Annotated in this window: 20 protein-coding genes and 1 riboswitch; of the genes, 11 read left to right on the forward strand and 9 right to left on the reverse strand. The window is 72.7% G+C overall.

Features of this window, described 5'->3' with window-relative positions:
* The first annotated feature begins 50 nt into the window (after positions 1-50).
* Positions 51-746 carry a glycoside hydrolase family 75 protein gene (locus tag ACIHIX_RS14400; RefSeq protein WP_399954704.1) on the forward strand — a complete coding sequence of 232 codons (696 nt, stop codon included), beginning with the start codon at positions 51-53 and terminating at the stop codon, positions 744-746.
* Between the two features lie 870 nt (positions 747-1,616).
* On the opposite strand, the gene ACIHIX_RS14405 is transcribed toward ACIHIX_RS14400, so the two are convergent.
* On the reverse strand, positions 1,617-2,378 hold the full coding sequence (locus tag ACIHIX_RS14405; RefSeq protein WP_399954707.1) for an SDR family NAD(P)-dependent oxidoreductase: 762 nt from the start codon (positions 2,376-2,378) through the stop codon (positions 1,617-1,619).
* 145 nt (positions 2,379-2,523) lie between these two features.
* Between ACIHIX_RS14405 and ACIHIX_RS14410 the strand changes: the two genes are divergently transcribed.
* Positions 2,524-3,162 (forward strand): TetR/AcrR family transcriptional regulator, encoded by a 639-nt coding sequence (locus tag ACIHIX_RS14410; protein ID WP_399954710.1) that lies wholly within the window; start codon positions 2,524-2,526, stop codon positions 3,160-3,162.
* A 3-nt stretch (positions 3,163-3,165) separates the two neighbouring features.
* Here the strand turns inward: ACIHIX_RS14410 and ACIHIX_RS14415 are convergent, their stop codons facing one another.
* The 5 genes from ACIHIX_RS14415 to ACIHIX_RS14435 all read right to left on the reverse strand — a co-directional run bounded on the left by ACIHIX_RS14415 (position 3,166) and on the right by ACIHIX_RS14435 (position 6,884).
* Complete coding sequence (locus tag ACIHIX_RS14415) at positions 3,166-3,576, reverse strand: PTS-dependent dihydroxyacetone kinase phosphotransferase subunit DhaM (protein WP_399954713.1); 411 nt, start codon at positions 3,574-3,576, stop codon at positions 3,166-3,168.
* Entirely contained in the window at positions 3,569-4,168 is a 600-nt protein-coding gene (gene dhaL, locus ACIHIX_RS14420; protein WP_399954716.1) for a dihydroxyacetone kinase subunit DhaL, read from the reverse strand. Before dhaL ends, ACIHIX_RS14415 begins: the two co-directional genes overlap by 8 nt.
* A gap of 38 nt (positions 4,169-4,206) precedes the next feature.
* Positions 4,207-5,199, reverse strand: coding sequence for a dihydroxyacetone kinase subunit DhaK (dhaK, locus tag ACIHIX_RS14425; RefSeq protein WP_399954717.1), 993 nt, complete (start codon positions 5,197-5,199; stop codon positions 4,207-4,209).
* A gap of 69 nt (positions 5,200-5,268) precedes the next feature.
* Positions 5,269-6,255: a sugar kinase gene (locus ACIHIX_RS14430; protein ID WP_399954720.1), complete on the reverse strand. Its 987-nt coding sequence runs from the start codon at positions 6,253-6,255 to the stop codon at positions 5,269-5,271.
* Entirely contained in the window at positions 6,252-6,884 is a 633-nt protein-coding gene (locus ACIHIX_RS14435) for a bifunctional 4-hydroxy-2-oxoglutarate aldolase/2-dehydro-3-deoxy-phosphogluconate aldolase (RefSeq protein WP_399954723.1), read from the reverse strand. Before ACIHIX_RS14435 ends, ACIHIX_RS14430 begins: the two co-directional genes overlap by 4 nt.
* A 196-nt stretch (positions 6,885-7,080) precedes the next feature.
* Between ACIHIX_RS14435 and ACIHIX_RS14440 the strand changes: the two genes are divergently transcribed.
* Both ACIHIX_RS14440 and ACIHIX_RS14445 read left to right on the forward strand, forming a co-directional pair.
* Positions 7,081-9,267 carry an RICIN domain-containing protein gene (locus tag ACIHIX_RS14440; RefSeq protein ID WP_399954726.1) on the forward strand — a complete coding sequence of 729 codons (2,187 nt, stop codon included), beginning with the start codon at positions 7,081-7,083 and terminating at the stop codon, positions 9,265-9,267.
* A gap of 115 nt (positions 9,268-9,382) precedes the next feature.
* Entirely contained in the window at positions 9,383-10,912 is a 1,530-nt protein-coding gene (locus ACIHIX_RS14445) for a carboxylesterase/lipase family protein (RefSeq protein WP_399954729.1), read from the forward strand.
* A gap of 42 nt (positions 10,913-10,954) precedes the next feature.
* On the opposite strand, the gene ACIHIX_RS14450 is transcribed toward ACIHIX_RS14445, so the two are convergent.
* On the reverse strand, positions 10,955-11,320 hold the full coding sequence (locus ACIHIX_RS14450) for a DUF6479 family protein (RefSeq protein WP_399954731.1): 366 nt from the start codon (positions 11,318-11,320) through the stop codon (positions 10,955-10,957).
* Between the two features lie 103 nt (positions 11,321-11,423).
* Between ACIHIX_RS14450 and ACIHIX_RS14455 the strand changes: the two genes are divergently transcribed.
* The gene (locus ACIHIX_RS14455) at positions 11,424-11,798 is read left to right on the forward strand and encodes a ferredoxin (protein ID WP_399954732.1); all 375 of its coding nucleotides are present in this window, start codon (positions 11,424-11,426) and stop codon (positions 11,796-11,798) included.
* A 15-nt stretch (positions 11,799-11,813) separates the two neighbouring features.
* Here the strand turns inward: ACIHIX_RS14455 and ACIHIX_RS14460 are convergent, their stop codons facing one another.
* Positions 11,814-12,377: a histidine phosphatase family protein gene (locus ACIHIX_RS14460; RefSeq protein ID WP_399954734.1), complete on the reverse strand. Its 564-nt coding sequence runs from the start codon at positions 12,375-12,377 to the stop codon at positions 11,814-11,816.
* Positions 12,378-12,471: 94 nt separating this feature from the next.
* Positions 12,472-12,624, forward strand: a riboswitch (cobalamin riboswitch).
* A 37-nt stretch (positions 12,625-12,661) separates the two neighbouring features.
* On the opposite strand from ACIHIX_RS14460, the gene ACIHIX_RS14465 reads away from it, so the two are divergent.
* The 6 genes from ACIHIX_RS14465 to ACIHIX_RS14490 all read left to right on the forward strand — a co-directional run bounded on the left by ACIHIX_RS14465 (position 12,662) and on the right by ACIHIX_RS14490 (position 19,885).
* Positions 12,662-12,883: a CbtB-domain containing protein gene (locus ACIHIX_RS14465; RefSeq protein ID WP_109493873.1), complete on the forward strand. Its 222-nt coding sequence runs from the start codon at positions 12,662-12,664 to the stop codon at positions 12,881-12,883.
* Between the two features lie 25 nt (positions 12,884-12,908).
* Complete coding sequence (locus ACIHIX_RS14470) at positions 12,909-13,673, forward strand: CbtA family protein (protein WP_399954737.1); 765 nt, start codon at positions 12,909-12,911, stop codon at positions 13,671-13,673.
* A 137-nt stretch (positions 13,674-13,810) separates the two neighbouring features.
* Positions 13,811-14,989, forward strand: coding sequence for an acyl-CoA dehydrogenase family protein (locus tag ACIHIX_RS14475; RefSeq protein WP_399954740.1), 1,179 nt, complete (start codon positions 13,811-13,813; stop codon positions 14,987-14,989).
* 9 nt (positions 14,990-14,998) lie between these two features.
* Positions 14,999-15,841 carry an oxygenase MpaB family protein gene (locus tag ACIHIX_RS14480; RefSeq protein WP_399954743.1) on the forward strand — a complete coding sequence of 281 codons (843 nt, stop codon included), beginning with the start codon at positions 14,999-15,001 and terminating at the stop codon, positions 15,839-15,841.
* Positions 15,842-15,897: 56 nt separating this feature from the next.
* On the forward strand, positions 15,898-18,195 hold the full coding sequence (locus ACIHIX_RS14485) for a tetratricopeptide repeat protein (protein WP_399954745.1): 2,298 nt from the start codon (positions 15,898-15,900) through the stop codon (positions 18,193-18,195).
* 124 nt (positions 18,196-18,319) lie between these two features.
* The gene (locus ACIHIX_RS14490; RefSeq protein ID WP_399954748.1) at positions 18,320-19,885 is read left to right on the forward strand and encodes a phytoene desaturase family protein; all 1,566 of its coding nucleotides are present in this window, start codon (positions 18,320-18,322) and stop codon (positions 19,883-19,885) included.
* 21 nt (positions 19,886-19,906) lie between these two features.
* Here the strand turns inward: ACIHIX_RS14490 and ACIHIX_RS14495 are convergent.
* A partial coding sequence (locus ACIHIX_RS14495; protein WP_399954751.1) for a HEAT repeat domain-containing protein occupies positions 19,907-20,975 on the reverse strand: 1,069 nt, incomplete at its 5' end.

Consider the following 20,975-nt stretch of genomic DNA (forward strand, 5'->3'; position numbering starts at 1 on the left):
CAGATTGGGCTGGGTGTGCGTCAATGTCCCCCAGGAGAGGGTCCCTTATCGTGCGTGTCCAGTCGCTGACGCTGGCCGCGGCAGGCGCCGCCCTGCTCGCCCCGACGATGTCGCCCGCCGTCGAGCCCGTCGCCTTCCAGGAGCCGGTGGTGCGCCAGGAAGGCGATGTCCGAGCCGCCGACCTGCTGGCCAAAGTGCGTGACTGCGTCCCCGTGTCCCGCGGCCGGTACGCCACCGACGACGGTCTGCCCGCCACCGTCCCGGTCTGCGGCACCGAGGAGGCCGTGTTCTGGAAGGCCGACATGGACATCGACTGCGACGGGCGGCCCGGCCTGCGCTGCAACCGGACCACCGACCCGCTGTTCTCCGACGCCACCGCCTTCCAGCAGGCCGACGGCCGCTACCTGAGCGCCGAACGCCTGCCCTACATCGTGGTGCCCACCCCGAGCCGCGTCTGGGACTACCGCGTCGGCGGGGTGCGGGGCGGCTCGGTCGCGGCGGTGATCTACAAGGACCGCGTGCAGTACGCGGTCGTCGGCGACGTCGGCCCCCACGACATCATCGGCGAGGCCTCCTACGCCGCCGCCAAGGCCCTGGGCATCCGCCCCGACCCGCGCGGCGGCGGCACGCCCTCCGGGGTCACCTACATCGTCTTCAAGGACGCCCAGGTCAAACCCATCGAGGACCATGCCGCCGCCGTGGCGACGGGGGAGCGGCTGGCGCGGCAGTTCGTGCGGGGGCGGTAGACGGCACGACTCTTCGCGAGGGGCCGGATGCGACTACCGGTGCGCGAACGGCCGACGGCCGACGACCGGCTCAGGCGCTCGTCCTCCCATGTGCCTGCCATGACCGGGCTCGAGGAGACGACCGGGTCGGCGCCGCCGCTCCCCGTACACGCCGACTGACCGGCTCGCCTGCCTCGTCAGTCCGGCGAGGGGCTCGACTGTTCACACGGGCCGGACGGCCGCCCCGGAGCATGGCAGCACGGTGTGGGCCGGGCGTGCGCCCCGGGTGGGTCGGGCCGGGGTGGCTCGGTGGGCCGCTCCGGGTGGGTCGGACTGGCGTGGGTTGGTCGGCCGCTTCGGGGCGGGTCAGACGCGCGTGGCCGGCGTGGCAACAGGGCGTGGGCCGGGCGCGCGCCCCGGGGCGGGTCGGACCGGCGTGCGTCGGACGGTCGCCGCGAGATGTGTCGGACCGGGGTGGGTTGGTCGGCCGCTTCGGGGCGGGTCGGACCCGCGTGGCCGGCGTGGCAGCAGGGCGTGGGCCGGGCGCCCGCCCGGGGGCGGGTCGGACTGGCGTGGGTTGGTCGGCCGCTTCGGGCCGGGTCGGACCCGCATGGCAGCAGGGCGTGGGCCGGGCGCGCGCCCCTGGGGCGGGTCGGACTGGCGTGGGCCGGACGGCCGCTCCAGGTGGGTCGGACCGGGGTGGGTCGGACGGTCGCCCCGAGACGTGTCGGACCGGGGTGGGTTGGTCGGCCGCTTCGGGCCGGGTCGGACCCGCATGGCAGCAGGGCGTGGGCCGGGCGCGCGCCCGAGACGTCTCGGACCGGCGTGGGTCGGTCGGCTGTTCCGGGGTGGGGTGGACCCGCGTGGCCCGGGTCGCCGCCCCGGCGGGTGTCAGACCGCCGACCAGCCGTTGTCCACGGCCAGTACCACTCCGTTGATGTTGCTCGCCGCGTCCGACGCGAGGAAGACGATCGCGGCGGCCTGCTCCTCCGGCTCGGAGACGCGGCCGACGTTGCCGAAGTAGGGGGCGAGCGCCTGCGGGCCGTGTGCCTCGCGGTCGATGTCGGGGACCATGCCGGTCGCGGTGCCGCCCGGGGCTATGGCGTTGGCCCGGATGCCCTGGTTGCGGTACATCACGGCCAGGTTCTTGGTGAGACCCACGATGCCGTGCTTCGAGGCCGTGTAGGCGGCGCCCGCGGCGCTGCCCCGCAGCCCGGCCTCGGAGGCGGTGCTCACGATCGCGCCCCTGCCCGCCGCCAGCATGTGCGGCAGGACGGCCCGGGTCAGCAGGAAGGGCGCGGTCAGGTTGACCCGCAGCACCCGCTCCCACTCCGCGTCGCTCACATCGGCCGGCGCCGACATCCGGTCCATGATCCCGGCGTTGTTCACCAGCACGTCCACACCGCCGAACCGCTCCACCGCGGTCTCGGCCACGCGGTCGACGACGGCCTGCTCGCTCAGATCGCCGGTGACGGCGACCGCCGTGCCACCCGCCTCCCCGATCTCGTTGACGACCTTCGCCGCCCCGTCCGCGTTCAGATCCGCCACCACCACCTTCGCGCCCTCGGCGGCGAAGGCCAGGGCGGCGGCGCGCCCGATCCCCGAGCCCGCTCCGGTGACGATGACGCTGCGTCCGTCGAGTCCAGTGGTCATGGCGGTTCCTTGTCCGTGCGGTGCGAGGGCGGCGTACGAGAGCGACGTGCCCGATGTGGCCCCACCCTACGACTTAATGTCTGTGAGTGACATAAATGCGTGGTGGAGAATTCCGGGAGACGATCACCGCCAGCCGGAGGAACACATGACCGCAGCCCGCGGACGCACGGGACGACCACCGCTGACCGAGGAGCGCAAGGCCGAGATCCGGCTGGAGATCGCCCGGGCCGCGGTCGACCTGTTCGTCACCCAGGGCGTCGCGGCCACCACCGGGGAACAGATCGGCCAGGCGGTCGGCGTCTCCGCCCGCACCCTCTGGCGCTACTTCCCGAGCAAGGAGAGCTGCGTACGGCCACTGTTCTCGGCCGGCATCGACGTGATCGCCGAGTGTCTGCGCGAGTGGCGTCCCGGCCAGCCCCTGGAGCAGCTCTTCGACCGCCGCCTCGCGGCCGACCCCGCCTTCGTCGCAGGGCCGGAGCGGGCGACGGTCGGTGCTCTGGTACGCCTGACCCGCACCGAACCGGGGCTGCGCGCGATCTGGTTGCAGACGTACGACGAGGCCGAGCCCGCGTTCGCCCGCGCCCTCGGCGAGCGGGCCGGCCTGCCCGCGGACGACCTGCGGCCCACGATCCAGGCGGCCATGTTCAACGCGGCCCTGCGCGCGGCCGTGGAGCACTACGCCTGGCGCGTGGAGACCGAGCGGACGGACGCCGCGAGGGGGGAGGCCGAGCTGGCGGACACCATGTGCTCGGCCCTCGCCGTCGCGGCGCGGGGTGTCTCGTAGGTCTCAGACCTTGCGGTACGTGTACGCCTCCGCTGCCGCCGCCTCCACCGCCGCGAGGTCCGCGCCGGTGGAGGCCGTGACGACCGCCGCGACCGCGCCCTCGACGAACGGGGCGTCCACCAGGCGGGTGTCGGCGGGGAGTTCGTCGCCCTCCGCCAGCAGTGCCTTGACCGTCAGCACGGCACTGCCGAGGTCGGTGAGGACGGCGACCCCGGCGCCCCGGTCCACCGAGGCGGCGGCAGCGGCGATGAGCGCGGAGCTGGTCCCGAGCTCCCCGCCCTCGGTGCCGCCGGCCGCCGCGACCGGCACCTCGACGCCACCACCCGCGAGCCCCCGCGCCAACTCGGCGACGGCCGCGGCGACCTGGGCACTGTGCGAGACCAGCACGATCCCCACGAGCTCGCCGTCACTCACCGTTCGCCTCCGCGAGTGCCGCCACCAGCAGCGCGGACGAGGTGGCGCCCGGGTCCTGGTGCCCGATGCTGCGCTCGCCCAGATAGCTCGCCCGGCCCTTGCGGGCCTGCAACGGCGTCGTCGCGAGGGCGCCCTCCTCCGCGGCGGCCCGAGCGGCGGCGAACCCGTCGCCGAGCGCGGCCACGGCCGGGACCAGCGTGTCGATCATGGTCTTGTCGCCGGGCGCGGCCCCGCCCAGGGCCATGACCGCGTCCACCCCTGCCCGGAACGCCTCGGCGAACTGCCCCTCGTCCACCTCGGCGGCGTCGCCGAGCGCCTTCCCGGTGCGCCGCAGCAGCGTGCCGTACAGCGGCCCTGACGCCCCGCCGACCGTGGAGATCAGCTGCCGTCCGGCAAGGGTGAGCACCGCCCCGGGTGTCTCCGGGGCCTCCTTCTCCAGGACGGCGGTCACGGCGCGGAAGCCGCGCTGGAGGTTGCTGCCGTGGTCGGCGTCCCCGATGGGGGAGTCGAGGGCGGTCAGCCGTTCCGCCTCACGGTCCACGGACGCGGCGGTCGCCGTCATCCAACGGCGGAAGAAGTCGGCGTCGAGCACTGGATCTCCTTGCGTGGTAGGGGAGTTGACGGCCCGGCTCACATGCCCCAGCGCAGCCCCGCGGTCTTCACCGGCGCGTCCCACAGCCGCAGCGTCTCCTCGTCGATCTGGCACAGCGTGACCGACGCGCCCGCCATGTCGAGGGAGGTGACGTAGTTGCCGACGAGGGTGCGGGCGACGGCCACCCCGCGCTCGGTCAGCACCCGCTGCACCTCGGCGTTGAACCCGTACAGCTCCAGGAGCGGGGTCGCGCCCATGCCGTTGACCAGCAGCAGCACCGGGTTGCGCGGACTCATGTCGTCCAGGATCGCGTGGACGGCGAAGTCGGCGATCTCGCGCGAGGTCATCATCGCCCGCCGCTCCCGGCCCGGCTCGCCGTGGATGCCGATGCCCAGCTCCAGTTCCCCGTCGGGAAGGTCGAAGGTGGGGCTGCCCTTGGCGTACGTGGTGCAGGCGCTGAGCGCGACGCCGAAGCTGCGGGAGTTCTCGTTGACCTGACGGGCGATCGACTCGACGCGCTCCAGCGGCTGTCCCTCGTCCGCGGCGGCCCCGGCGATCTTCTCGACGAACAGAGTGGCGCCCGTGCCGCGCCGGCCCGCCGTGTAGAGGCTGTCGGTGACGGCCACGTCGTCGTTGACGAGGACCTTCGCCACCTGGATGCCCTCGTCCTCGGCGAGTTCGGCGGCCATGTCGAAGTTGAGGACGTCGCCGGTGTAGTTCTTCACGATGAACAGCACGCCCGCGCCGCTGTCCACGGCCGCCGCCGCCCGGACCATCTGGTCGGGCACGGGGGAGGTGAACACCTCGCCGGGGCAGGCCGCCGACAGCATGCCGGGTCCCACGAACCCGCCGTGCAGCGGTTCATGCCCGGAACCGCCACCGGAGACCAGGGCCACCTTTCCGGCCACGGGAGCGTCCCGCCGTACGATCACCCGGTTCTCCACGTCGACGGTGAGTTCGGGGTGGGCGGCCGCCAGTCCGCGCAGCGCGTCCGCGACGACGGTGTCCGGGACGTTGATGAGCATCCGCATGGGTACCTCCTGGCCGAGTGGTGAACGGGATACCTGATGCATGCAGTATCGAACGTGCGGCAGCGAAGGTCACGACGGGGGACCGGTGCGGGCCGGTCGTGTCCACGCGTGCGCGATCAGGTGCTCGATGCGGGCGCGGTCCGGCAGCGGGCCGTGGTCGCCCGTCACCGCGAGGGCGGACGCGGCCGTGATGTGCCCGAGCCGCAGGGCGCGCTCCACGTCCCCGTCCCGCGAGAGCCCGGCCAGGAACCCGGCCGCGAAGGCGTCCCCGGCGCCGACCGGCTCCACCACGTCCACGGGCAGGGCGGGCACGGTCCAGGTCCGCTCCTCACCGAAGACGGTGACCGCCCGTCCGCCGTCCTTGACGACCAGCAGCCGCGGACCCGGCAACAGCCGCCGCACGTCGGCCGGTTCGAGGTCCGCGCCCCACAGGCCCTGGGCTTCGTCCAGACCGACGAAGGCGAGGTCCGCGCGGTCGGCCAGTTCGCGCAGCACGGTGGCGGCCGCGCCGTCCGGCCAGAGCGCGGGGCGGTGGTTGACGTCGAAGCTGATCGCGTACGGGCGTTCGTTCGGCGGGGTGGCCAGGGCGCGTTCCACGAGGGCGCGGCACGACGGCGAGAGCGCCGGGGTCACACCGGTGAGGTGGACGAGCGAGGCGGCGGCCACTCTCGGGTCGTCCAGGACGTCGGGGCCCATGGCCGAGGCGGCCGAACCGGCGCGGTAGTAGTGGACGCGGGTGCCGTCGGGGCCCGGTTCCTTCACGAGCAGCCCGGTCCGCCGCTGCGGATCGTGCCGTACGGCGCCGACGTCCACGCCTGCCGCGGCGAGGACGGCACGCACGCGCCGGCCGAACGGGTCGGCGCCGAGCGAGGAGATCCACGAGACGGGGACGCCGAGGTCGGCGAGGTACATCGCCACGTTCGACTCCGCCCCCGCGACCGACAGGCGCAGGTTCTCGACGGTCTCCAGCGGCTGCGGCGCGGCGGGGGTGAGGGCCGCCATGGTCTCGCCGACACAGACGACCGGGCCCTCGGCGGGCAGCCACACGCTCCTCATGCCGTGGCCTCGCCGACGGCGGTGAGGAAGGCGCGGGCGCGCTCGCGCAGGGCGCTGCGGCTGCCACCGTCGGCGGCGTCGCCGATCAGCGGGGAGCCGACGCCGACGGCGGTGGCCCCGGCCGCCAGGTAGGCGCGGGCGGCGGCCTCGTCGACCCCGCCGACCGGGACGAGGAGTTCGTGCGGGAACGGTCCGCGCAGCGCCCTGAGATAGGCGGGGCCGCCGGCCTGCGCGGCGGGGAAGACCTTGAGTCCGGTGGCGCCCTGGCCTCGGGCCGTCACGATCTCGGTGGGGGTCATGACACCCGCCAGCACCGGCAGGCCCAGGGTGTGGGCCGCGCTGACGCCTTCGCCCAGCGCCGGGGTGACCGCGAAGTCCGCCCCGGCGTCATGGGCGGCCCGTGCGTCGGCCGCGGTCAGGACGGTTCCGGCGCCGAGCGGCCGGTCCGGGCCGAGGGCCTCACGGGCGCGCTCGATGACGGACAGGGCCTCCCTCCCGGTCAACGACACCTCGATGAGCCCGACGCCCTCGTCGGCCAGGGTCAGCACAGTGCGCAGGGCGGCCTCGGGGTCGTCGCCGCGCACGATCGCGACGAGGCGGTGGGCGGTCAGCGCCGCTCGCAGGTCCATGGACGGGGCTCCTTGTCACGCGGTCCGGTTCAGGGGCGTACGTGATCATTGTGAGCCACCCCTCACCTCAACTGGTCCATACCAACCCCTTGACATGTCCATCTCTCACTTCTTAAATCACGCAGTGAACTAAGCCGCGGTGAAACCGGCTTACCCACCCCCCACCTCGCGCCGCCGTGCCGGCACAGGAGATGACGTGCTCCGACTCCCCAGACCCCGCACCGTCGCGGCCGCGCTGGCCGCCGCCACCGCCGCCTCGGTCCTCACCGGCCTCCAGCCCGCCCGGGCCGCGGTCACCGCCCTGCCCACCGGCTGGTCCACGGTCGTCAACGCCGGCAGCGGCAAGTGCCTGGACGCCCGCTCGGCGGCCACCGTCAACGGCACCGCCGTACAGCAGTACACCTGCAACAACAGCACCGCCCAGCAGTGGAGCCTCACCGCCACGAGCGACGGCTACGTCCGGATCAACAACCGCAACGACGCCCAGCAGGTCGCCGACGTCAGCGACGTGTCCACCGCCGACAACGCGGCCGTGCACCTGTGGACCTACGGCGGCGGCGCCAACCAGCAGTGGCTGCCCGTCGACGAGGGCGGCGGCGCCTACCACTTCGTCAACCGCAACAGCGGAAAGTGCCTCGACGTGCCCGCGGCCTCGACCGCCGACAGCGTCCAACTGGTGCAGTACACCTGCAACGGCACCGCCGCCCAGCGCTTCCAGGTCGCCCCCGTGAGCACCGCGCCCGGCGACGTCGACCTCGGCCCGAACGTGGTCGTCTTCGACCCGTCCATGCCCTCGGCCACCATCCAGAGCCGGCTGAACCAGATCTTCCAGCAGCAGGAGACCAACCAGTTCGGCGCCCAGCGCTATGCCGTGATGTTCAAGCCCGGCACCTACAGCAACGACGTCAACGTCGGCTTCTACACCCAGGTGTTGGGGCTCGGACAGTCGCCGGACTCGGTCACGATCAACGGCGCGGTGCATGTCGAGGCCGACTGGTTCCCGCCGCAGAACGCCACCCAGAACTTCTGGCGCGGCGCCGAGAACCTGTCCGTCAACCCGACGGGCGGCACGGACCGTTGGGCGGTCTCGCAGGCCTCCGGCTACCGGCGTATGCATGTGCGCGGCAACCTCGAACTCAGCGACGGCGGTTGGTCCAGCGGCGGGTTCATGGCCGACACCAAGATCGACGGCCAGGTCCGCTCCGGCACCCAGCAGCAGTGGCTCACCCGCAACTCCCAGCTCGGCAGCTGGACCGGCTCCAACTGGAACATGGTGTTCGTCGGCAGCCAGGGCGTCCCGGGCAACAGCTTCCCCAACCCGCCCTACACCACGGTGAACCAGACGCCGACCGTGCGTGAGAAGCCCTTCCTGTACGTCGACGGCGCGGGCGCCTACAAGGTGTTCGTGCCCGGCGTGCGGACCAACTCCTCGGCGACCAGCTGGGCGAGCGGCAACGCTCCGGGGACCTCGCTGGGCATCGACCAGTTCTACGTCGTCAAGCCCGGCGCGACCGCCGCGCAGATCAACTCGGCGCTGGCCGAGGGCAAGAACCTCCTGGTCACGCCCGGCGTCTACCACCTCGACCAGACGCTGCGCGTGACCCGCCCGGACACCGTCGTGCTCGGCCTCGGACTCGCCACCTTCGTCCCCGACAACGGCGTCACCGCCATGACGGTCGCCGACGTCGACGGAGTGAAGCTCGCGGGCCTCCTCTTCGACGCCGGCACGACCAACTCCCGGACCCTGGTGGAGATCGGCCCGTCCGGCGCCGCCGCCGACCACTCGGCCGACCCCACCTCGCTGCACGACGTCTACTTCCGCGTCGGCGGCGCCGCCGTGGGCAAGGCCACCACCAGCCTCGTCGTCAACAGCGACGACGTCATCGGCGACCACATGTGGATCTGGCGCGCCGACCACGGCACCGGCGTCGGCTGGACCACCAACACCGCCGACACCGGACTGATCGTCAACGGCGACGACGTGACGATGTACGGGCTGTTCGTCGAGCACTACCAGAAGCACCAGACGATCTGGAACGGCAACGGCGGCCGGACGTACTTCTACCAGAACGAGATGCCCTACGACCCGCCCAACCAGGCCGCCTGGATGAACGGCTCCACCCAGGGCTACGCCGCCTACAAGGTGGCGAACACCGTCACCAGCCACCAGGCCTACGGGCTCGGCAGCTACTGCTACTTCAACGTCAACCCGAGCGTCGCCGCGGAGCACGCCTTCGAGGTGCCGAGCACCCCGAACGTACGCTTCCAGAACATGGTGACCGTCTCACTGGGCGGCACCGGCACGATCCGGCACGTCATCAACGACCGGGGCGGCCCGTCCAACTCCGCGACGAACGTGGCGAACCTGGTGAGCTATCCGTGACGCCGCGGGGAAGGGCCTGCTTGTTCGCTCAGTGAACATCAATTCACCGGGGGCTGGTCAAGTACGGCCCCCGGTGTGAGACTCGGCGCACCACAGATCCTTCAAGGAGTCGCCGATGAGCAGGAGCGAGTCTCCCGAGGCCGGCACGACGGCCGGCGCGGTCCGCGGTCGCCGTGAGGGCGGCCTGGACGTCTTCCGCGGCATCCCCTACGCGCGGCCCCCGCTGGGAGAGGCGCGGTTCGCGGCGCCCCGACCGGCGGAGCGCTGGGCCGGAGTGCGGGAAGCGGCCGCGTTCGGACCGCCGGTCCCGCAGGAAGCGCTCGGCCCTGACCCCGCCGCGGTGCCGCCCTGGAGCCTGCCGACCGGCGACGACTGGCTGACCGTCAACGTCTGGACCCCCGAGGCCGACGCGGCGGCCGGCCGCCCGGTCATGGTGTGGATCTACGGCGGCGCCTACAAGCTGGGCTCCAGCGACGACCCCACCTACGACGGCGCCCGGCTCGCCCGCGACGGCGGCCTGGTCGTGGTCACCCTGAACTACCGGGTCGGCATCGAGGGGTTCCTCCACATCGAGGGGGCTCCCGCGAACCGCGGACTGCTCGACCAGGTCGCCGCCCTGGAGTGGGTGCGCGACAACATCACGGCCTTCGGCGGCGACCCCGGCCAGGTGACCGTCTTCGGCGAGTCGGCCGGCGCCGGGTCCGTCGCCGCGCTCCTGGCGATGCCGCGGGCGCGCGGCCTGTTCCGGCGTGCGATCGCGCAGAGCGTGCCGGGCACGTACTTCTCGGACGCGCTGGCCAGGGACATCGGCGAGGCCGTCGCCGGTGAGCTCGGGCTGCGCGCCACCGTGGCGGACCTGGCGGGCGTGGACCCGCGCAAGCTGCCGGAGGCGGGGGCCGCCCTGAGCGGCCGGATGAGGGAGTTCCTGCCCCGGTGGGGCTCGGCCGCCCTGACCGCCACCCCGTACTCCCCGGTCGTCGACGGAGACGTCCTGCCGGTCATGCCGTGGCGGGCCCTGACGGACGGCGCCGCCCGGGACGTGGAGCTGATCGTCGGGCACAACCGTGACGAGTACCGCCTCTTCCTGATGATGGGCGGCCTGCTCGGCAAGGTGGACGAGCGGATGGCCTCGGGTGCGCTGGCCGCGTTCGGTCCGGGACCCGACGCCGAGCGGGCCTACCGCACCGCGTTCCCGGACGCCTCGGCGGAGCACCTCTTCGAACTCGTCCAGTCCGACTGGCTGTTCCGCATGCCCTCGCTGCATCTGGCGGACGCGCAGACCGCCGGTGGCGGGCGGGCGTACCTGTACGAACTCACCTGGTCCGCCCCGCTGCACGGCGGCGCGCTCGGCGCCTGCCACGGCCTTGACGTACCCCTGGTCTTCGGGCCGCAAGGGGGTGGGCTCGGCAGCATGCTCATCGGCCCCGAGCCCACCCCCGACATCGAGCGGCTCTCCGCGCACGTCCGCTCCGCCTGGACGGCGTTCGCCGCCACCGGCGACCCCGGCTGGCCCGCGTACGACTCAGAGGCCCGGCTCGTCCGACTCCTCGACACCGAGCCGACGGTGACCACCTACCCGGAGGAGGCCTCACGGCGGCTGTGGGAGCGGCACGTCTTCGAGGCGCTGCCCCTGCTCGCCGGCTGACAGGTCCCTGGGTGCGCTCGAAGGAGAGCGGCGGGGCTCGGGTCAGCGACCGCCCGGCCCCCCGCTGCCGAACGATCCGCTGCTGCCGTCGCTCCAGCGGCGCCGGTCCTTCTCGGGACCGGTCCGGGTGCTGCTGTTGCCGAAGGCGGGCATCTCGTGCGGCGTCAGGCGCTGGTCGCTGCGGGGCACCTCGTCGGGCTCCCTGTTCTCCATGACCTCGCGGACGGGCCCGCCCTCGGGCAGCCTCGGCTGCTCCTCGGGGCTCGGGGGCGGCGGTTCCTGGCGACGGATGCGTGCGCCCAGCCAGAACGCGCCGAGCAACAGGGCGACCACGACCAGACCCGCCACGATCAGCCCGACGCCCAGGGCGCCGCGACCCGCGGCCATCTCCATCCATGCGATGTTCATGGCCCCGCGAGTACCCCCGCCGGCGTGCGTGAACCCGCCCCCGCGACCGGCGCGACCTCCGGCGAGGGGGTTTGACGCGAGCCGCGGCGGCTACCCGCGCGGTGTGACAGCGACGACATCCCAACAGGAGCTCATCCGGTTCCTGGAGGACCGTTTCGCGTGTGCGCAGGCGTGCACCGATTGCGCCCGGGCATGTGCGGTGCGTGCCAGCCTCGTGGATCCGGACGGGACCGAGCAGCAGGAACTCGTACGACGCAAGGGCATCATGTGCGCGGAGGTGTGCGACGCGACGTGCCGGGTGCTGTCCGAGCAGAACCGGCTGGACGAGAGCGGTATCCGCGTCCAGCTCGAGTGGTGCCGGACGGTCTGCCTGGAGAGCGCCCACGCCTTCGACACCCAGCCGGGCGCGGAGGAGGCCGCCAAGGCCTGCCGGACCTGCGCCCAGGCCTGCACGGACTTCATGGACACGCTGCACTGAGGTGCGGCGCACCTCTCACAGAGGTCGTCCCATCCGTACGTTCCAGCGGCCCGCCCTGCCGCTGAGCTCGACGGCGGTGAGCGGTGCGACGTCCGTGCGCCAGAACGACGACCTCGGCGCTCCCAGCGCGTGGACGAGCGCGGCGCGGACGATCTCGGGTTCGGCCACCGCGATCGTCCGGCCCGGTTCCGCGGCGAGCGGGTCCAGCCACGCCCCGACCCGTTCGCACAGCGCGTGCACCGACTCCCCGCCGTGCGGCGCCGCTTCCACGTCGGCCAGCCAGCGGGCCAGCGCCTCCGGCTCGGCGGCGCCCACCTCGGCCAGCGTCGCGCCGCGCCAGCGTCCGGTGTCGAGTGCGGCCAACTCCGGTGTGTCCAGGGCGTCGAGGCCGAGTGCGCCGGCCGTCTCCCGGCAGCGCACGGTGGGGGAGACGCAGACCTGACGGGCCGTGGGGAGCGTGCCCGCGGCGGCCTTCGCGAGCCGCAGTCCGGAGTCGTCCAGCGGGCCGCCGTCGTCGAAGCGGGCCTCCCGCAGAGCCGCGCTGATCGCGGGTGAGATCAACATCACTCGGCTGGTCATCGGTCCATTCCCCCGCCCAACATCCCTTCCGTACCGCGTAATTGACATGGCCACAGCGCTTCAGGGGCGCTCGTGGCCGAACCGTGCGCTCTTGGCCGCACCTCTCGCACGCGGTACCTTCTCGTCGATATCGACGACGGTTCGGTGGAAGCCGGTGGGATTCCGGCACGGTCGCGCCACTGTATGCCGGGCACACCCCCAGGGGTGGGCCGGGGGAGTCAGACCCGCCCCGTCGTCCTGTGCACCACCGAGACGGGACGCGAGTTCCCCCAGGAGGTCCTGCCATGGCGCAGACCGTCGCTCAGCCGACAACCAGCTCCACCGCCGTACCCGCAAAGCTGCCGATCGGCGCCATCGTCCCCTGGGCGGTCTTCTTCGGCGTCCTGATGCTGGTCCTGCTCTACTTCGTCGGCGCCGAACAGGGCGCCACCTCCCTGCTGTCCGGCGAGGGAGTCCACGAGTGGGTGCACGACGCCCGCCATCTGCTCGGCTTCCCGTGCCACTGACGGCGGCGAGGAAGCGTATCCGCGCATGAACTCCGCAACTGTCAGAAATCTCCTGGTCCGCGGCATGCTCGCGGGCCTCGTCGCGGGCCTGGCCGCGCTCGTCGTCGCGTACTTCCTCGGGGAGCCGCGCGTCGATCAGGCCATCGCCTTCGAGGAGAGCCACGCCCACGAGCACGGCGGCGAGGAACTCTTCAGCCGTACGCTCCAGTCCACCGCGGGCCTGTCCACCGGTGTCCTCGTCTACGGGGTCGCCTTCGGCGGCATCGCGGCGCTCGCGTACTGCTTCGCGCTCGGCCGGATCGGCCGCTTCGGGCCGCGCGCCAGCGCGCTGCTCCTGGCGGTCGCCGGACTGGTCGCGGTGTACGTCGTGCCGTTCCTCAAGTACCCGGCCAACCCGCCGGCCGTCGGTGACCCCGACACGCTCAACCAGCGGACCGCGCTGTTCTTCCTGATGATCGTCCTCAGCGTGCTGCTGACGGTGGGGACCGTCATCCTGGGCAAGCGTCTCGCACCCCGCCTCGGCAACTGGAACGCCACCCTCGCCGCGGGCGCGTTCTTCGTCCTCGTCGTCGGTCTGGCCTACGCGTTCCTGCCGTCGTTCAACGAGGTGCCGGAGCATTTCCCGGCCGCCCTGTTGTGGCAGTACCGGCTCGCGGCACTCGCCGTGCAGGTGACCCTGTGGACCGCCTTCGGGCTGGTCTTCGGGCTGCTGGCGGAGCGGCAGCTCGCGCCGAAGCCGGCCGAGCGGTCGGCGGGTGCCGGCAGTCAGCCGACTCCCGTCGCCCACTGAGCAGTTCAGCACCGAACGGGCCCCCGCCACGCGGGGGCCTTTTCGTATGCCTCGGTACCGTCTCGCCATTCCCTATTTCTGGAACACGTTCTACCGTGTGCGCCGACAGGACCGGTTCCGGGGAGCCTGGAGGCGCCGTGCATCTCGCATACACACCCGAGCAGCAGCGGCTGCGCACCGAACTGCGCGCTTACTTCGCCGAGTTGGTGCCGACCGACGCCAACGCCCGGCACGGCGACCGGCGGGAGCAGAAGCGCTTCTACCGCGAGACCGTCCGCCGCCTCGGCGCCGACCGCTGGCTGGGCGTGGGCTGGCCGAAGGAGTACGGCGGCCGTGGCCTGACCGCGATGGAGCAGTTCATCTTCTTCGACGAGGCCGCCCAGGCCGGCGTACCGCTGCCGCTGATGGCGCTGAACACCGTAGGGCCGACGATCATGCAGTACGGCACCGACGAGCAGAAGGCCTACTTCCTCCCCGGAATCCTCTCCGGCGAGCTCGACTTCGCGATCGGCTACAGCGAGCCCGACGCCGGCACCGACCTCGCCTCCCTGAAGACGCGCGCGGTACGCGAAGGGGACGAGTACGTCGTCAACGGGCAGAAGATCTGGACCACCAACGGCGACACCGCCGACTGGGTCTGGCTCGCCACCCGCACCGACCCCGACGCCCCGCCGCACAAGGGCATCACCATGCTCCTCGTGCCGACCACCGACCCCGGCTACTCCTGCACCGTCATCAACACCCTCGCCGGCCACGACACCACCGCCAGCTACTACGAGGACATCCGTGTCCCCGTCGCCCGCCGCGTCGGCGCCGAGGACCAGGGCTGGCGGCTGATCACCAACCAGCTCAACCACGAGCGCGTCACCCTCGCCGCCCACGGCACCATGGCCATCCGCGCCCTGCACGACGTCCAGCGCTGGGCCATGGAGACCAAGCTCGCCGACGGCCGCCGCGTCGTCGACCTGCCCTGGGTGCGCCGCCGACTCGCCCAGACCCATGTGAGGCTCGACGCGATGAAGCTGCTCAACTGGCAGATGGTCCACGCCGTGCAGAACGGCACGCTCACCCCCCAGGACGCCTCCGCGGTCAAGGTCTACGGCTCCGAGGCCCGCCGGGACGCCTACGCCTGGCTCATGGAGGTGGTCGCGGCCGCCGGCGCCCTGAAGGAGGGCTCCGCGGGCTCCGTGCTCCACGGCGAGCTGGAGCGCGGCTACCGCTCCGCGGTCATCTTCACCTTCGGCGGCGGCAACAACGAGATCCAGCGGGAGATCATCTCGTGGATCGGTCTGGGGATGCCGAGGGTTCGGCGTTAGCCTGCGGGTATGGGAGATCCCGGGCTGTTCACCCCGAACTCGGTGACCTGGCAGTTGCACGGTGACCCGATGATGTGGGTCGCGGGCGTCCGCGCGCTCTACCTCCAGGCCCTGCATCCCCGTGCCGTGCGCGGAGTCATGCAGAACTCCGACTTCCGGCAGGACGCCTGGGGCCGGCTGCTGCGCACCGCGAACTTCGTCGGCACCACGACGTACGGCACCACGGCGGCGGCCGAACGGGCGGGCGCCCGCGTCCGGAAGATCCACAGCATGCTGTCCGCGACCGACCCCGACACCGGCGAGACCTACGGGGTCGGCGAACCCGAGCTGCTGCTGTGGGTGCACTGCGCCGAGATCGACTCCTATCTCCAGGTCGGGCGCCGCTCCGGCTTCCACCTCACCGACGAACAGGCCGACCGCTACATCGCCGAACACCGCGTCAGCGCACGGCTGGTGGGCCTCGACCCCGACGCCGTACCCGCGAACCAGGCCGAGATGGCCGCCTATTTCGAGAAGGTCGGACCCGAACTCGCCGCCGGGCCCGAGGCACGCGCGGTCGACGAGTTCCTGCTCCGCCCGCCGACGCACCCCCTGCTCGTCCCGGCGCGCGAGGTGCTGTGGCGGCGCGTGGCACACCTGGCGTACGCCGCTCTGCCGCCGTACGCCCACGATCTGTACGGCAGGCCCGCCCCGGAACCCGCCGCCGTCACCCGCCAGTTGCGTCGCACGGGCACCCTGTTGCGCGCTGTTCCCGCACGTCTGCGCTGGCAACTGCCGCCCAAACACATCCTGCGCGCCATGTCACGGCTCGGCCCCGGCTCCCGCCCGGCACCGTACAAAGTCGGGAGATAGCTCGCCATACTGGACGGGCCAGGGGCGGGCGACTTCGACGGGGGCGATCGCAGCAGATGGGGGACAGCAAGCTGATCCAGGGCCGCTACCGATTGCTCGACCTGATCGGACGCGGCGGCATGGGCGAGGTGTGGCGGGCCCGCGACGAGTCGCTGGGCCGCCAGGTCGCCGTGAAGTGCCTCAAACCGCTCGGCCCCTCCCACGACCAGTCCTTCACCCGCGTCCTGCGCGAGCGGTTCCGGCGGGAGGCCCGCGTCGCCGCCGCCCTCCAGCATCGAGGGGTCACCGTCGTCCATGACTTCGGCGAGTCCGACGGCATCCTCTTCCTCGTCATGGAGCTGCTGGAGGGCCGCAACCTCAGCCAGCTCCTGGAGGACAACCGACATCATCCGCTGCCCGTCCCGGACGTCGTCGAGATCGCCGACCAGGTCGCCGCCGCGCTCGCCTACACCCACGAGCAGGGCATCGTGCACCGCGATCTGAAGCCCGCCAACATCATGCGGCTGGCCGACGGCACCGTGAAGATCTGCGACTTCGGCATCGCCCGGCTCGGCCACGACATCGGCTTCACCTCCCGGCTCACCGGTACCGGCATCGCGATGGGCACCCCGCACTACATGTCGCCGGAGCAGATCGGCGGCTCCGAGGTCGACCAGCGCAGCGACCTGTACTCGCTGGGGTGCGTGCTGTACGAGATCACCACCGGGGCACCGCCGTTCGACCTCGACGACGCCTGGGCGATCCTCGTCGGCCACCGCGACACACCACCCCGTCCACCGCGCAGCCACCGTGCCGAGGTGCCGCCGTACTTCGAGAAGATCATCCTGGACCTACTGGCCAAGCTGCCCGACCAACGCCCGTACGACGCCCGTGAGGTGGGGCGCCGCATCGGCGTGGGCCGTGCGGGCGAGGTGGACCGTGCGTCAGTCAAGCATCCTCGGCTCGGGCAGACGTACGTGCCCACCCTGGTGACCCCTCAGCCGACGCTCCGCCCGGCCCTCGAACCACCGGACCGTCGTACCCGCCTGCCGTCCTGGACCCGCGGCATGACCACCGGCCACAAGGCCGTCGGTCCCGGCGCCGCCACCCCGCGGCCCGTGGACGGTGCCGCCCTGACCGGCGAGTGGATCCCGAGGCCGGCGTCCTCCCGGGGCACCGGCGCGCCCATCCTCCCTCGGCCCCTCGACCCCGCACCGGACGAACCGCCCCGGGAAACGGTCACCGCTCTGACCGGCCGCCACAACGCCGGGCTCACCCTGGGCCGCCTCGGCCGCTGGGCGGAGGCCGGCGAGGTGCACCGCGCGGTCGCCGCCGAACGCGAGCAACTCCTCGGCCCCGAGCACCCCGACACCCTCGCCAGCCGCTACGAGGTCGCCTTCACCCTCTCCCGCACCGGCCGCGCCGCCGACGCCCTGCGCGAGTACAAACACGTCGCCCGCGCCCGCAGCCTCGCCCTCGGCCCCGACCATGCCGACACCCTCGCCGCCCGCCAGGAAATGGCGTACGTACTGGGCCAGTTGGGCCGCCACTTCGACGCCCACCAGGTCTACACGTCCGTCCTCGCCGCCCGCGAGCGGACGATGGGCGCCGACCATCCCGACACCCTGCGCTGCCGCCACAACCTGGCCTTCAACCTCAGCCGCCTCGGCCGCCTGGAGGATTCCTACCGCATGGCCGAAGACGTGGCCGTCGCCCGCGCCCGCGTTCTGGGCGCCGGGCATCCCGACACCCTCGTCACCCGCTACGAAGTCGCCTACGCACTGGGCCAGTTGGGACGCTGGCCGGAGGCCCTCCAGACCTACCACGAGGTCGCCGAGGCCCGCGCCCAGGCTCTCGGCCCCGACCACCCCGACACCCTCGCCGCCCGCTACGAGGTCGGCATCAGCCTCGGCCGCCTGGGCCGCAGCGCCGAGGCCCTTCAGCTCTACCGCGACCTCATCGAGGACCGCACCCGGGTGAACGGCCCGGCCCACCCCGAGACCCTGCGCGCCCGCCACGGCCTCGGCGTCAACCTGGGCCGCCTCGGCCGCTGGGAGGAGGCGCTCGCCGAGTCCCGCGACGTCTGCGCCATCCGTGAGCGCGTCCTCGGCTCCGAGCACCCCGACACCCTCGTCAGCCGCCGCGAGGTCGCCGTCGGCCTCGGCTGGCTGGGCCGCTGGGCCGACGCCCTGACCGAGTACCGCAGGGTCGCCACCGCCCGCGAACGCGTCCTCGGTGCCGGCCACCCCGACACCCTCGCCAGCCGCAACGACGAGGCGCACTGCCTGGAGCAACTCGGCCGCGGCGCGGAGGCGGTCGAGCTGTACCGCAGGGTGGCGGTGCTGCGGCAGCAGCACGCGGCGGGCGGCGGCTGAACGGAGGAGGCAGCCTCAGCGCGGGCATGTGCCGCCGAGAGTGCTCCACGCGGCGAGTCCGCACCCCGCCGCGCGATACGTCGCCCTTCTGGCCGTCCTAGATCATCTCGTGTTACGAAGGGGCATGCCTGCACTCGTTGGACACACGTACGACGTCGTGATCGTCGGCGGCGGACACAACGGCCTCGTCGCCGCCGCCTACCTCGCGCGGGCCGGACGGTCCGTCCTGGTCCTGGAGCGGCTGGACCACACCGGCGGCGCCGCGATCTCCACCCGGCCGTTCGCCGGCGTCGACGCCCGGCTGTCGCGCTACTCCTACCTGGTCAGCCTGCTCCCCAAGAAGATCGTCCGGGATCTGGGCCTGGACTTCCGCATCCGTACGCGCACGATCTCCTCGTACACCCCCGTCGAACGCGACGGCCGGCCGACCGGACTCCTGGTCGGCGGCGGCGAGCGGCGCACCCGCGAGGCCTTCGCACGCCTCACCGGCGGCGAACACGAGTACCAGGCCTGGCAGCACTTCTACGGCATGACCGGCCGCGTCGCCGAACGGATCTTCCCCACCCTCACCGAACCGCTGCCCACCCGCAAGGAACTGCGCCGCCGGGTGGACGACGAGGAGGCCTGGCGGACCCTGTTCGAGGAGCCGATCGGCGTCGCCGTGGAGGACCGCTTCGCGGACGACCTGGTCCGGGGCGTCGTCCTCACCGACGCCCTGATCGGCACCTTCGCCGACGCCCACGACCCCTCCCTCGCGCAGAACCGCTGCTTCCTCTACCACGTGATCGGCGGCGGCACCGGCGCCTGGGACGTGCCGGTCGGCGGCATGGGAGCCCTGACGGACGCCCTGGCCGCGGCGGCACGGAACGCCGGCGCGGTCCTCGCCACCGGGCACGAGGCGGTGCGGATCGCCACGGACGGGCGTACGGCGGAGGTGACGTACCGAACGGCGGAGAAGGAAGGGGTGGTGACCGCCCGGCACGTCCTGGTGAACGCCTCCCCGCAGGCCCTGGCCGAACTGACCGGCGACGCGCCCCCGGCCCCCGCCGAGGGCGCCCAGCTCAAGGTGAACATGCTGCTCAAGCGGCTGCCCAGGCTGCGCGACAGCACGGTCGATCCGCGCGAGGCGTTCGCGGGCACCTTCCACATCGCCGAGGGATACGAGCAGCTGGCCACCGCCCACGCGGAGGCCTCGGCGGGCCGCCTGCCCTCCGCGCCGCCCTCGGAGATCTACTGCCACTCGCTGACGGACCCCTCGATCCTGGGCCCCGAGCTGGTGGAGCAGGGCTACCAGACCCTGACACTCTTCGGGCTGCACACGCCCGCGCGGCTCTTCGACGCCGACAACTCCGGTGCCCGCGAGGAGCTGTTGAAGGCGACCGTCGCCCAACTCGACGCCCACCTGGAGGAACCGATCACCGACTGCCTGGCCGTGGACGCCGAGGGCCGCCCCTGCATCGAGGCCAAGACCCCACTCGACCTGGAACGCGACCTGCGCCTCCCCGGCGGCAACATCTTCCACCGCGAACTGTCCTGGCCCTACGCCCAGGACGACACCGGCCGCTGGGGCGTGGAGACCACTCACACCAACGTGCTGTTGTGCGGGGCGGGCGCGGTGCGTGGAGGTGGGGTGAGCGGGGTGCCGGGGCACAATGCGGCGATGGCGGTGCTGGAGGCCGTGGACGGTTGACCCTCGGTGACAACCGGACCGTCAGTCCGCCGACGGCCGCCAGGAGAGCCTGAGAGGGTAGCGCTTCGCCAACTCCTCGTATCGGGACCGGACTTGTCGGAGGGGCAGCCGCGCGGCGGTGGCGTACACCGGCAGGACCGACTCCTCGATCTCTTTCTGGGGGTCGATGCCGGGGGCGACGCCGTCACGGTCCCTGGAGAGCAGCACCCGGTCGACCTGGTCGCTGTCCAGGGCTGCAAGGGCCCAGAGTGCGTCGCGCCGGGTCATCGCAGTGCTGTGAGTCATGGCTTCTTCCAGCGCCGCGCGGGCGCTGGTGTCTCCCAGCTCCATCCGTGCCGTGAGCACTCGGAAACGGAGTCGGGGGAACGGGTCCGCTTGCAGTTCCGACAGCGGCTGGAGCGCCCGTGGATCGCCGATGCCGGCGAGTGCCTCGACCAGGTGCATCAGCAGGTCGTCGTCCGGAGGTGATGTGTCGGCAGCGACCCTGAGCGCGCTCAGCAGAGGTTCGACGGTCCTGCGGTCGCCCAGATGACCCAGTGCTTCCACGACCGCCTTGGACAGTGCGCCACTGACATCGGGCAGGGCGTCGAGCAGGGGCTGCACCGCCCGGGAGTCACCGAGAAGCCCGAGCGCTTGCACGACGACGGGATCCACGCCGCCCCGGGCCGGGGTCAGTATGCCGAGCAGGGGCTCCAGCGCCCTGGGATCGCGGAGGTTCCCGAGTGCCGTCACCACGGCGGTGCGCGCCGCTCTGCTGGTGTGGGGGAGGGCGTCGAGCAGGGGCTGGACCGCTCGTGGGTCGTCGAGCTCTCCAAGGGCCGTGGCGACGGCGTGGTTGGTGGTGCCGTTGGGCGCCGTGAGGATACCGAGCAGGGGCTCCACCGCCCGGGGGTCCCCGAGCGTGCCGAGCGCCTGGACGACAGCCGTACGCACTTCTCCTCTCGTGTGGGGGAGGGCGTCGAGCAGGGGCTGGACCGCTCGTGGGTCGCCCAGCTCTCCAAGGGCCGTGGCGACGGCGTGGTTGGTGGTGCCGTTGGGCGCCGTGAGGATACCGAGCAGGGGCTCCACCGCCCGGGGGTCCCCGAGCGTG

The organism is Streptomyces sp. NPDC051913 (genome assembly GCF_044593635.1).
Taxonomy (GTDB): Bacteria; Actinomycetota; Actinomycetes; order Streptomycetales; family Streptomycetaceae; genus Streptomyces.